9 protein-coding genes, 1 pseudogene and 1 riboswitch are annotated in these 12,629 nt (G+C 68.2%); of the genes and pseudogenes, 6 read left to right on the forward strand and 4 right to left on the reverse strand.

What is annotated here, in order from left to right:
- Positions 1-2 precede the first annotated feature (2 nt).
- Both AB0B25_RS25725 and AB0B25_RS25730 read left to right on the forward strand, forming a co-directional pair.
- On the forward strand, positions 3-1,178 hold the full coding sequence (locus tag AB0B25_RS25725) for a glycosyltransferase family 2 protein (protein ID WP_357184308.1): 1,176 nt from the start codon (positions 3-5) through the stop codon (positions 1,176-1,178).
- Between the two features lie 267 nt (positions 1,179-1,445).
- A riboswitch (SAM riboswitch) is annotated at positions 1,446-1,539 on the forward strand.
- A 227-nt stretch (positions 1,540-1,766) separates the two neighbouring features.
- On the forward strand, positions 1,767-2,567 hold the full coding sequence (locus AB0B25_RS25730; protein ID WP_357184310.1) for a DUF1684 domain-containing protein: 801 nt from the start codon (positions 1,767-1,769) through the stop codon (positions 2,565-2,567).
- 168 nt (positions 2,568-2,735) lie between these two features.
- Here the strand turns inward: AB0B25_RS25730 and AB0B25_RS25735 are convergent, their stop codons facing one another.
- On the reverse strand, positions 2,736-3,737 hold the full coding sequence (locus AB0B25_RS25735) for a methylenetetrahydrofolate reductase (RefSeq protein WP_357184313.1): 1,002 nt from the start codon (positions 3,735-3,737) through the stop codon (positions 2,736-2,738).
- Between the two features lie 238 nt (positions 3,738-3,975).
- On the opposite strand from AB0B25_RS25735, the gene AB0B25_RS25740 reads away from it, so the two are divergent.
- Both AB0B25_RS25740 and AB0B25_RS25745 read left to right on the forward strand, forming a co-directional pair.
- Entirely contained in the window at positions 3,976-5,058 is a 1,083-nt protein-coding gene (locus AB0B25_RS25740) for a polyprenyl synthetase family protein (protein WP_357184316.1), read from the forward strand.
- Positions 5,059-5,614: 556 nt separating this feature from the next.
- Entirely contained in the window at positions 5,615-7,219 is a 1,605-nt protein-coding gene (locus AB0B25_RS25745; protein ID WP_357184345.1) for an alpha-(1->6)-mannopyranosyltransferase A, read from the forward strand.
- 468 nt (positions 7,220-7,687) lie between these two features.
- Here the strand turns inward: AB0B25_RS25745 and AB0B25_RS25750 are convergent, their stop codons facing one another.
- Positions 7,688-8,056 (reverse strand): Rv2175c family DNA-binding protein, encoded by a 369-nt coding sequence (locus AB0B25_RS25750; protein ID WP_357184319.1) that lies wholly within the window; start codon positions 8,054-8,056, stop codon positions 7,688-7,690.
- 161 nt (positions 8,057-8,217) lie between these two features.
- On the opposite strand from AB0B25_RS25750, the gene pknB reads away from it, so the two are divergent.
- Positions 8,218-10,167, forward strand: coding sequence for a Stk1 family PASTA domain-containing Ser/Thr kinase (gene pknB, locus AB0B25_RS25755; protein ID WP_357184348.1), 1,950 nt, complete (start codon positions 8,218-8,220; stop codon positions 10,165-10,167).
- A gap of 127 nt (positions 10,168-10,294) precedes the next feature.
- On the opposite strand, the gene AB0B25_RS25760 is transcribed toward pknB, so the two are convergent.
- The gene (locus AB0B25_RS25760; protein WP_357184322.1) at positions 10,295-11,680 is read right to left on the reverse strand and encodes a class II 3-deoxy-7-phosphoheptulonate synthase; all 1,386 of its coding nucleotides are present in this window, start codon (positions 11,678-11,680) and stop codon (positions 10,295-10,297) included.
- Positions 11,681-11,867: 187 nt separating this feature from the next.
- Here AB0B25_RS25760 and AB0B25_RS25765 point away from each other — a divergent pair, with 187 nt between their 5' ends.
- Positions 11,868-12,368, forward strand: coding sequence for a polyadenylate-specific 3'-exoribonuclease AS (locus AB0B25_RS25765; RefSeq protein ID WP_357184351.1), 501 nt, complete (start codon positions 11,868-11,870; stop codon positions 12,366-12,368).
- Positions 12,369-12,434: 66 nt separating this feature from the next.
- Here AB0B25_RS25765 and AB0B25_RS25770 read toward each other — a convergent pair.
- Positions 12,435-12,629 (reverse strand): annotated as a pseudogene (locus AB0B25_RS25770) (cytochrome b); the annotation flags it as partial.

Genomic DNA, 12,629 nt, shown 5'->3' on the forward strand with positions numbered 1-12,629 from the left:
CCATGGTGCGTGCCGATCGGTCGAAGACGCCAGTGACCGCGGTCCCCGTGACGTGCGCCGCAGCGCTCGCAGTGCTGGGCGCGGGCATCGCCCTGTACAACAGGCTCACCCTGCGACGGTTGGCGAGGACACCCCCGACGGCGATCGAGCCGGTCACGGTGTGCGTCCCCGCACGGGACGAGGCCGATCGGCGACCCGGTCTGATCGCCGATCTGCGTGCTCAGGTACGCATTCCGGGCATGTCGGTGCGTATTCTCGACGATTCCTCGACCGACGACACCTCCGCAGCGGCGAGCACCGCCATCGACGGCGACCCGCGATTCACGCTGCTGCGCACCGAGTCCGAACCTCCCCCAGGCTGGACCGGGAAGTCCGCCGCCTGCGCCCGGTTGGCCGACGGGGTGCGTACGCCGGTGCTGGTCTTCCTGGACGCCGATGTGCGCCTGGCGCCCACCGCCATCGCGGCGGCAGTGGCCGAGTTGCGCAGGCGAGGCGTCGCTCTGGTATCACCGTGGCCGCTACAGCTGGCCGAGTCGGCTGCCGAGGCCATGGTGCAGCCGCTGCTGTGCTGGTCCTGGGCCGCGACGCTGCCGATCACGGCGGACGATCGCAGTTCACGGCCGTCGTCCGCGGTGGCCTGCGGCCAGTTCCTGGTGTTCGACAACGCCGACTACCGCGCCGTCGGTGGTCACGCCGCGGTGGCCGCGTCCGTCACCGAGGACCTCGATATCGCCCGAGCCCTGCGCCGAGCCGGATATTCCACCGCCGTGGTGGCCGCCGGGCCGTTGGCACACACCAGGATGTACCACAGCGCGATCGACCTCGAGGCGGGGTACACCCGCTGGCTCTGGTCGGCCCACGGCGGCACGATTCCCCGCGGAGCAGCGGTGGGACTGCTTGCCGCCCTGATCCATTGGGCGCCGCCGATGGCCGCCGTGCTCGGTAAATCGGGCGTCCGGTGGACGGGCTTGCTCGGCTCCCTGGCCGCCGTGACGAGCAGGCTGCTCGCCCGCTCCACGGAGATCGGCGGCCCACCCACGCGCTCGGATGTCGTTGTCGCCCTGGCACACCCGCTCTCGGTCGCGGTTTATCTGCTGCTATGGGCGCGCTCACACCGCGCCCGCCACCGGGGCGCGCTGCGCTGGAAGGGTCGTACGCTCGAACCGACGAGCGGATAGTGCCACGACCCGTCCGCGTGCAGCACCTCGCAAGCGCCCGCCATTGCGAATGCCGCGGCCCCCGGACAGTCGGTGATATTCGCCCGGGTCGGACTGACCGAGGTAGGCCGTTCCCCCGCGACGGCGGATATCTGGTTACACACAGATCCGGTAGCTCGGCACGCGGCAAGATCTGTGCTCACGATGATTACTTCCCTTGTTCCAAGGCTCGCTTGCTGGGCATGATGACTCGGCCCGACCTGGGATCGGCGCGCCGGGCGCCGACATCAACCATCCAGAGCGGCCGAGAGACCTGGCTCATCGATGTCGCAGCAACCCCCCGGTCACCGGGCGTGGGTGCTTCCGCCGGGACCGATGGAGGACCGCAGTGATCAGCTCCGCCACCCGCGACGTCCGAGGGACCCGTCGCCACATCGACCACCGCACCGTCCGCTCCGCGGGTTGTCGTCGCTGATTTCCCGCAGCCGCCGACCCGACTCCGCCCACCGACCCGAGCAGCTCGGCCACGAGGCGATCCACCTGTCCGATGAACCTCGGCCTGCGCCATCCCCACCATCGCAGCACCGTCGACGAAGGAACCGAAGCGTCATGACCACCAGCATCACCAGTATTTTCGAGACAGAATGGGCGCGCTGGCACCACGCGAGGGAAGACCAGTTGCGTGACCCGCTCGGCGTCCTCAGTCTGACCGGACTGCACTGGCTTACCGACCGGCCCGAGCGACTGCCGGATGTTCCCGGCACCTGGTGGGTCACCGACGACAAGGTGTTCATCACCGCGCAACCTGCCGACCGGCTGGAGTACGACGGCCTCGGCATCGCAGGCGTGCAGATCATCACGCCTGCCGAGGGCGCGCCGGGACTGAGTGTGTTGCAGGAACACCGGGTGCTCGAGGTGATCCGACGCACCAGCCGCTACGCCGTCCGGGTGCACGATCCGGCCGCCCCCGGCCTGCTGAGCTTCGCCGGAATCCCGACCTACCCGCCGGATCCGCGCTGGGTGGTGCCCGGTCGGTTCACGCCGTTCGACCGGAAACAGACGCTGACCACGGGTGCGGTGGTGGTAGGGCTCGAACACCACCACATCGTCTCGGGCACCATCGAATTCACCCTCGGCGGGGTGACCGAGCGGATCGTCGCGTTCGGCGACCCGGACCAGCTAAGGGTGCTGTTCACCGACGCCACCAGTGGTGTCACCACCTATCCCGCGGCGCGCTCGCTGGCCGTCGGCGCACCCGAGGCAGAGGGCGCGGTGCTGCTCGACTTCAACCGGGCGACGAATCTGCCGTGCGCCTTCACCGATTTCGCGACATGCCCGGTCGCGCCCGCACAGAACCGGCTGCGGGTGGCCGTCGAGGCGGGCGAGCAGGATCCGCGGACGAACTGCTGATCACCGGCGTTACCCGTCAGCACGCTCGGTCGATCGCACGCCTCGGTCGTCCGCACCGGCGCCGCAGCCGATCACACGATGTGGTCGAATCACGCGACAGCGCAGGTATAGACCAGCGGTACCGGGCCTCGACGCCGGGGTGGGCACGTCCGATCCGGAACGTGGAGGTCAGGCGCTGATCGGTGCGGCGGTGACGCCGTAGCCGAGGTTGGTGAGCACCTCGCTGGTCGCCTTGGCGAAGTTGAGCGTGATGAAGTGCAGGCAGGGCGCGCCCTCGTCGATCAGCCGCTGCCCCATCTCGGTGGCGATCTCGATACCTGCCGCGCGCACCGCGGCGCCGTTCTCCTCGGGACCGTCGCCCGCGGCCTTGCGCAGCCGCTGCATGATCGCGTCGGGCAGCGGTCTGCCGCAGAGTTCTTCGGCGCGCTGTACGGTGCGCAGCGAGGTGATCGGCATCAGCTCCGGGATGATCGGCTTGGCGCCTTCGACCGGATCGCAGGCCAGGACCCGGTCACGCAGCCGCAAATAGTGCTCGACGTCGAAAAACATCTGGGTGATGGAATACTCCGCACCCGCGCGCAGTTTCGCGACAAGGAACGCGGTGTCGGTCGCCAGATCCGGCGAGCGGTGGTGCCCCTGGGGGAACGAGGCGACACCGACATGGAAATCACCGAGGTCGCGCACGATGCGCACCAGTTCCTCGGCGTAGGAGACGCCCTCGGGATGCCGGTGCCACTCACCGAGCGGATCGCCCGGCGGATCACCGCGCAGCACCAGGATGTTGCGGATGCCGGAGTCGGCGTAGGCGCCGACCAGTGAACGCAACTCGGCGACGCTGTGCTCCACCGCGGTCAGGTGCGCGACCGGAAGCAGAGTGGTCTCTTCGGCGAGCTCGCCGGTCACGCGCACGGTACGGTCACGGGTGGAACCGCCGGCGCCGTAGGTCATCGATACGAACGCGGGGTGCATCCGTTCGAACTGGCGCGCCGCACGCCACAACCTCGCCTCGGTGGCGCCGTCCCGGGGCGGATTGAACTCTACGGAGAACGGCACCGCGCTCCCGGCGTGAACCTGCAGACTCTGCACAACCGAGGGTGTTCCAGAGACGTTCGGGTGCGTCCGGGAGGCCCGGCCCGGAGTCGAGCGTCCCCGCACGTTGTCGAAAGTCACCGGTTCAGTCTAGAGGTGGCCGACGGCAGCGCCGGCAAGTCGCTCGGCCACCCCGCGTATTCTCTCGGATCAGGCAACTCATACGCCGCGCCCGGCGCCACCTGCGAACACCCCGCACGGTGCCGGATCACACGCAGTGGCCGGCACCCGTGCACCGCACCCCGCGTGTCCACCGCCACACGACTTTGGAGGCTCCACTCTGTCCGCCGGAATCGGTACCCACACCCCGCAGGCCGCCGTGCCGGTGCCGGGCACCCCCGCCTTCGTCTCCGCCGTGCAGGAGGCCCTGAAACGGTTCTTCCTGACCCGCCGTGAAATCGTCGGACACCTGGGGCCGGTCGTCATCGAGGCGGCGGAGGCGCTCGAGCTGTTCGTCCTGCGCGGCGGAAAGCGCACCCGACCCGCGTTCGCGTGGACCGGCTGGCTCGGCGCCGGCGGCGATCCGCACGCCGCCGAGGCGGACGCGGTGCTCACCGCCTGTTCGGCGCTGGAGCTGGTGCAGGCCTGCGCGCTGGTCCACGACGACATCATCGACTCGTCCCGTACCCGTCGCCGCTTCCCCACCGTGCACGTCGACTTCGAGCGGCGCCACCGGGAACGCGAGTGGGCGGGCGACTCGGCACACTTCGGCACCAGCGTGGCCATCTTGATCGGCGACCTGGCGTTGGCCTGGGCCGACGACATGGTGCACGCCTCCGGCCTCGCCCCGGCGGCCATCGCCAGGTTCGCACCGGTCTGGGCCGGAATGCGCACCGAAGTGCTCGGCGGCCAACTGCTGGATATCCACGGCGAGGCGGGCGCCGACGAATCGGTCGAAGCCGCGCTGCGGATCAACCGGTACAAAACCGCCGCCTACACCGTCGAACGCCCACTGCACCTCGGCGCCGCCATAGCGGATGCCGATCAGGACCTCATCGAATCCTTTCGCACGTATGGCACCGACATCGGCATCGCTTTCCAGCTGCGCGACGACCTGCTCGGCGTCTTCGGCGACCCGGCGGTGACGGGCAAACCTTCCGGCGACGACCTGCGAGAAGGAAAGCGGACCGCGCTACTGGCCGAGGCGCTGCGTCGGGCCGATGCGACCGATCCCGCCGCGGGCACGCTGTTGCGGACCAGCATCGGCACCGATCTGAGTGCCGACGAGGTACAACGGCTGCGCGAGGTGCTCACCGAACTCGGCGCGGTCGACGAGGTGGAGCGCATGATCTCCGAACTCACCGCACGCGGCGTGGCCGCGATCGAGGCCAGCACCGCGACAGCCGCCGCGAAGGAACGGTTGCGCGCGATGGCGCTGGCCGCTACCGAACGCTCCGCGTGAGCCGAGCGGGTACGGCTCTCGCGCGCCGCGACGATGCCCAAACGGCTGAACGAAATCCGTGGCAGGACCGACCGATCGCGTGGTCGTCGTCGACGCCGGGTTGGCGGGTCGGCTACGGCAAGCGTGGCTGGATCGAGGATGATCGCGGGCACACCGTTCCGCGCACCTTTTCCGGCAAACCGGGCCACGTCGACCGCGCAATTTTCCAGCCTCCAGCGATGATGTAGTTATCGCTGGTTGCGGCACCACGACCGGGGTTGGCGGGCGCACCGCACGGCGCTCCAGAAAACCAGCGGCAAACCACTTTTCCGGCGATATCCGGCCCACTCCGTGCGAAACCCCGAGCACCAGCGGCATAGTGTTCGGATCGACGCCGTAAACTGAGCGCCGACCTATTCGCTCGCGGTTGCGACCGCCGACCACTCGGGGGGACCGACACCAGATGGCATCCCCCGAAACGCGCACCGCAGAGGCCGCCACCACCGACAGCACCGGCCAGGCGCCCGACACCTCGGCACGCCGCGAATCGGCCACCGCCCGTGGTTCCCTGTGGTGGATGCGCGCCTGCGCCGACTTCGCCAGAAGTCCCGAGGGTCACGCCGCCCTCCTCGGTTTCGTCGGCGCCATCATGATCACCTTCGGTGGGTTCGGCGCGGGTAGTGTCCGCAAGCGCGACCCGCTGCTGGAGGCTATGCACCTGTCCTGGCTGCGCTTCGGCCACGGGTACGCCCTCTCGACCATCTGCATCTGGATCGGCGTGCTGCTGATGATCACCGCCTGGGTCCGGCTGGGTCGCGCCACGATCGGGACGGGTAATCGAACCAGCGCCGGGGTGACACCGAACGAGCTGCGTGCGATCGTCGGCATCTGGATTTTCCCCCTGCTGTTCGCCGTGCCGATGTTCAGCCGGGACACCTACTCCTATCTGGCCCAGGGCGCACTGCTGCGCGACGGCTTCGACCCGTACCAGGTCGGACCGGTGGCGAATCCCGGTGTGCTGCTGGACAATGTGAGCCCGGTCTGGACCACCACCACCGCGCCGTACGGCCCGGTATTCCTGCTACTCGGACGTGCGATCACCGCCGTAACCGGCGACAACGTGGTGGCCGGCACCATCGCGATGCGGTTGGTCATGCTGCCCGGCCTCGCGCTGATGATGTGGGCGGTGCCGTATCTGACCAAACACCTCGGCGGCAAGCCGACCGTGGCGTTGTGGCTGGCTGTGTTGAACCCGCTGGTGCTGATCCACCTGATCGGCGGCGTGCACAACGAGATGCTGATGGTCGGCTTGATGTGCGCGGGCATCGCGCTGGTGCTGGAGCGTCATCACGTGGCCGGGATCGTCGTCGTCGCGATCGGCGTGGCCATCAAGGCGACCGCGGGCGTGGCACTGCCGTTCCTGGTCTGGATCTGGATGCTGCACGAGCGCGAACGCCGCGCGGCGCAACGGGTCGGGCGTGACCCGGCGCACCTGCCCGCGAGTGCACAGCCCGACGATGCCGCCGAGCCGACCGAGGACATGCCCCACCCGGCAACGATGTTCGCCAAGATCGCGGGCTTGGGCCTGAGCGTATTCGCGGTGGTCTTCGTGGCCACCTCGGCGATCGCCGGGGTCGGCATCGGCTGGCTCACCGCGTTGTCCGGATCCAAGAAGATCATCAACTGGCTGTCGCTGCCGACCATCATGGCGCACGCGGTCACCTGGTTGACCCCGCTGCGGATGGAGTCGGTACTCGGGGTGACTCGCGCGATGTGCGCGCTGGCGCTGGTCGCGGTGCTCGCCTGGACGTGGTGGCGGTTCCGGCACAGCGAGCGGGAAGCAGTGCTCGGCATTCTGATCGCGTTCGTGGCGATCGTCATTCTCTCCCCCGCCGCGCTGCCCTGGTATTACTCGTGGCCGCTGGCGCTCGCCGCGGGATTCGCGCTGTCCACCACGACGCTGATGACGCTGGTCGGTGTATGTACCTGGCTGATGCTGGTGTTCCAGCCGGACGGCTCGATCGGGCTGTACAACTTCTGGCACGTCGCCGCCGCGACCTTCGCCGCCGTGGTGGCGGCGACGTCGCTGTGCACCGTGGATCCGCTACGGTTGCGCGCCGGTCCGCCGAGCGCCGCAACGCAAGCGGCGCCACCCGACGAACCACGACCAATGGCCACCTGACGGCCGAGGCCGTGTGCACCGCTACCCCCCAGTACCCGACATCTCGTACCGCTTCGACCGCGCCGTCGTCGCGCAACGCGCTACGACTCCCCACCACTTGCGCGTAGCCGCAACCGAATTCACAACCGCCACCCGCGCGGCCCGCTCCACACTGACCGCACCACACACATCCAAGTCAGCCGAAACCGATACCCGCGCAAGACCATCACGCCCGGACCGCAGCCCGACACCCCGCCGACCAGATACCAACCTCACCCACTCACAACACCATCGAGCGCCGACCACCTACAGTTACCGACCCCGCACACATAACCCCCACCCACACAACCCCACCCGGCCATCGAGCGCCGTTCGCGGCCCGGCTTCCGTCCGAGCGGCCGACGGGCACGCGACGAAGTCGCCAGCGTCGTCCGCTCGGAGGGAAGCCACAAGGGGCCGCGAATCCGCCGCGCCCGCGCGGCCGACAACTCAGAACGGATCGGCCGCCGCACGACGCAGAACTTCGCGCGCCAGTGGGCCGTGCAACGCATCGATCGGCTTGCCGGGCAGGCTGTCGTCCTCGGTGAAGATCCACTCCAGGATCTCTTCGTCGGTGTATTTGGCGTCGCGCATCACGGTGATCAGCCCAGGCAATGGCTTCACCACCGCGCCGGTGTCGTCGAAGAATCGCGCCGGGATGCCGGGCACGCCGTCTCTGCGGACGGCGATCAGCTGGTGGTCGCGCAGCATCTGATGTACCCGGGTTACCACCAGTCCGAGGTTGTCCGCCACCTCGGGCAGCGGCACCAGCGCCACCGACTGCGGAAGGACGTCATCACTGCAGGGAAATGCACTCACCCGGACAACGGTAGACGGTCCTTCCTCGCACGTCGTGAGACACCCGGGCCGGTTCGGTCGATACCATCGTGAGGGCCGCGCAGGGCGGCTGATCGCTTGTGGCATGGACCGCGAGGGGTGCGAGGTTTGGGAAAGCCGGAGGACGTCACTTGATCGGCCAGATGCTGGAAGGGCGCTATCGGATCGATGCGCCGATTGCCCGCGGCGGAATGTCGACGGTCTTCCGCGGGGTCGATACCCGCCTGGACCGACCGGTTGCCATCAAGGTGATGGACCCGAAGTTCGCAGGTGACCCGCAGTTCCTGTCGAGATTCGAGTTCGAGGCACGTGCGGTCGCCAAGCTCAAGCATCCATCGCTGGTCGCGGTGTACGACCAGGGCATCGACGGCGACCACCCCTTCCTGATCATGGAACTGGTCGAGGGCGGCACGCTGCGCGAGTTGCTGCGTGAACGCGGCCCGATGCCACCACACGCGGTGCGCGCCGTCGCCGAGCCGGTGCTCGCGGCGATCGGTGTCGCGCACACGGCGGGGCTGGTACACCGCGACATCAAGCCGGAGAACGTCCTGATCTCCGATGCGGGCGAGGTGAAGATCGCCGATTTCGGCCTGGTACGGGCGGTGGCCGCGGCGAACACCACCTCGGCGAGCGTCATTCTCGGCACGGCCGCCTACTTGTCCCCGGAGCAAGTCACCAGCGGCACCGCGGATGCGCGCAGCGATGTCTACTCGTTCGGCGTGTTGATCTTCGAATTGCTTACCGGCCAGGTCCCGTTCACTGGTGACACCTCGCTGTCGGTGGCCTACCAACGTATCGAAAACGACGTGCCCAGCCCGAGTCGATTCATCGCCGGGGTGCCCGCGGAATTCGACGAGTTGGTCGCCAAGGCGACCGCCCGCGAACCGGGACATCGGTTCGCCGACGCGAACGAGATGGTGGACGCGCTGCGACAGATCGGCGCGACGCTGCAGCTACCCGCCTACCGGGTGCCCGCGCCGCAGGAGTCGGCCGAGCACCTCAGCGCCAGCTACCGGACGGTCAACCCTGATGACCTGCAGACCGCGGTGGCGCCGGTACGCGAGCCGCGCACGGCGCACTCCGTGCAACACACCAGAGTGGTCACCGCACAGCGGCCGCGGGTCGACTACGGTGCGCCGGACGGCTACGACCAGCCACAGCAAATGCGAGGAGCGCATCCAGCGCCACCGTATCGGCCCTACGGCACCGACCGCGACAGGTCCCGGCGCACCGTATGGCTGTGGGTGGCGATCATCGCGATCGTCACGCTGCTGGTGGGTATCGGCGGCTGGTGGCTCGGTTTCGGCCGCTATTCGGCGGTCCCGCCGATCGCTGGGCTCGACACCGACAAGGCGATCGCCACGCTCCGAGCGGCCGGCTTCGAGACCGAGACCCGGCCGAAGGCGTCCGATACGATCCCCGTCGGTGGCGTGGTCGGTAGCGACCCGTCGGCCGGGACCAAGGTCACCAAAGGATCGACGGTCGCGGTGTTGGTCTCCAATGGAAAGCCGAGGGTGCCGGGGGTCAAACCTGGTGACTCGGTGTCGAATGTCGAACAGATGATCCGGAACGCCGGGCTGCAACCAGTGGACGCCGGAGAGGAGTCCAACGCCGCACCCAAGGGAACCGTCGCCAGAATCGACCCGCAGCCGGGAACCGTGCTACCCATGGGTGCGCAGGTGAAGGTCTTCCGCAGCAAGGGATCCCAGCCGGTGCGGGTGCCCGACGTGCAGGGCCGCTCCACCGCGGAGGCGGTGCAGATCCTCACGGCCGCCGGAATCACCGTGCGCGAGAATAGAAGCCAGTTCGATCGCAGCGTCGAGGCCGACCACGTCATCGGCACCGATCCCACCGCCGGAAAGACGGTGCAGAGCGGCGATGGGGTCGTTCTGCTCGTGTCCAACGCGCTGAAGATGCCGAGCCTGCTCGGTGCGAGTGTCGGCGATGCCCGCGCCCGCCTCGAGGGCCTGGGGTTGCACGTGCAGATCAGCCAGCTCACGCGCTCGGATGCGTCGGTGGTGATCTCGCAGACCCCCGCCATCGGTGCCAACGTCGAGCCAGGCAGCAGCGTCTCCCTTGTCGCACTTCCCTGACCCTGCGGCACGCCGAGTCGTGCCCACCCTGTGCGTTATCGCAGCACGGGAGATCATGCTGAAGCGCTACGCGACGACCGCCGCGCTATTCGGCGCACCGGAACGGGACCGGTGCGCCGATCACCCCTCAGCGCAGCATCTCCGCGACTAGGAAGGACAGCTCCAGGGACTGCTGGGTGTTCAGGCGTGGATCACAGGCGGTTTCGTAGCGACCGGAAAGGTCGAGGTCGGAAATGTCCTGTGCGCCGCCCAGGCATTCGGTGACGTCCTCACCGGTGAGTTCGATGTGCAGGCCGCCGGGATGCGTGCCCAGCGCATGGTGCACCTCGAAGAAACCCTGCACCTCATCGACGATGCGGTCGAAGTGACGGGTCTTGAAGCCGGTGGAGGCTTCATGGGTGTTGCCATGCATCGGGTCGCACTGCCAGATCACCTGGTGGCCGGTGGCCTGCACCTTCTCGATGATCGGTGGTAGCACGTCGCGAACCTTGCCATTACCCATGCGCGACACGAGGGTCAACCTGCCCGGCTCGTTATTCGGGTCCAGCCGCTCGACGTACTCCACGGCCTGCTCCGGCGTGGTGGACGGGCCGATCTTCAAGCCGATCGGGTTGGCGATCAGCTCCGCGAACGCCACGTGCGCACCATCGAGCTGACGGGTGCGTTCACCGATCCACAGGAAGTGCGCGGACAGGTCATAGAGCACCGGCTCGCCGTTCGCGTTCTCACTCAGGCGCAGCATGGCGCGCTCGTAATCGAGCACCAGCGCCTCGTGGCTGGCGTAGATACGGGCGGCCTGCAGGCTCGGGTCGTTCACCCGACAGGCGGTCATGAACGCCAGGCCGCGGTCGATCTCCTCGGCCAACGCCTCGTAACGCGCGCCCGCGGGCGACTTGGCCACGAAATCACGGTTCCAGTCGTGCACCTTGTGCAGGTCGGCCATGCCCGCGCCGGTGAGCGCGCGGACCAGGTTCATCGCGGCGCTCGCGTTGGCGTAGGCACGGACCAGGCGGGACGGGTCGTGCTGGCGCAGCTGCTCGTCGGCGACCAACGAGTTCACCATGTCGCCGCGGTAGGACTTGAGGCCGAGGGAGTCGGTGTCCGCCGAGCGTGGCTTGGCGTACTGACCCGCGATCCGAGCGACCTTCACCACCGGCACGCTCGCGCCGTAGGTGAGTACGACGGCCATCTGCAGCAGCGTGCGGATGTTGCCACGGATGTGCGGCTCGGTGTTGTCCGCGAAGGTCTCCGCGCAGTCGCCACCCTGCATCAGGAACGCCTCGCCACGCGCGACCTCGGCCAGCTGCCTGCGCAGCTCCTCGACCTCGGCGGGCACGCAGATCGGCGGCACGCTCTCCAGCACGGTGCGCATTTCGGCTGCCTGCGCCGGATCCCAGGACGGCTGCTGCAGCGCGGTACGCGCCAGCGCGTCATCCAACCGCGTGCGCAGACCGACGGGCAGCGGCGGCAGTTCCGGCAGGCGATCGATGGGTACGTCGACAGTCCAGTTCACCTGTCCAGAATACGGACCGACCGCCCTCCGGGGATACCCGGTGCCAAGGGGTAACCCGCTCCACCAAGGTGGCGGAAATCTCCACCATATGGCCCCTTGCACACGCTTCTCCGACCGTCCGCATAGGGTTGCCCGGAACCCATTACCTGCCGTACGGCACCCGAACGTCGAGGAGAGACCGATCTCGCTGCGATATTTCTACGACTCGGAATTCATCGAGGATGGTAAGACCATCGATTTGATCTCGATCGGATTCGTCTGCGAGGACGGCCGTGAGTACTACGCGGTGTCGACCGAATTCGACCCTGACCGTGCAGGCCCGTGGGTGCGCAAATACGTTCTTCCGCAGCTGCCGCCGCCGTCCTCCCCACTGTGGCGCAGCCGCGCACAGATCCGCGACGACCTCTACCGGTTCCTGGTCCCCAGAGCGAGCGTGCAGCCGGAACTGTGGGCCTGGGTCGCGGCCTACGACCATGTGGCACTGTGCCAGCTGTGGGGTTCCATGGTGGATCTGCCCAATGCGCTGCCGCGCTACACCAACGAGCTGCGCCAGCACTGGGAGGCGCACGGCCGGCCCGAGCTCCCCCCGGTTCCCTCGGACGCGCATGACGCGCTGGCCGACGCCCGGCATAATCTGGCCAAGTTCGAGGCTATCGAGGCGGCTCGACGCTCGACGCCCCGCTGGTGACATCCGCCTCGTGATACGCGACGGCCCCGAGTCGGATTCAACTCGGGGCCGTCGCGTAGCGGCAGCTCAGTGGCCGTTCTTGCCGTTCGCCTTCTCTTGCGCCCGCTGCAGCACCCTCAGCTGTTTGTGCTCTTCTTCGTGCTCGAGCTCGAAGTGCTTCTCGCTTTCCTGCCAGGGATCCGCGCGCAGGAAGCTGCCGGTGCCCGGCTTGCCCGCCGAACCCAGCTTGCTCATCTTCTTCGGTACCGGAGCGCCCTGATA

Source organism: Nocardia sp. NPDC049190, from assembly GCF_040648115.1.
In the GTDB taxonomy this organism is placed as follows: Bacteria; Actinomycetota; Actinomycetes; order Mycobacteriales; family Mycobacteriaceae; genus Nocardia.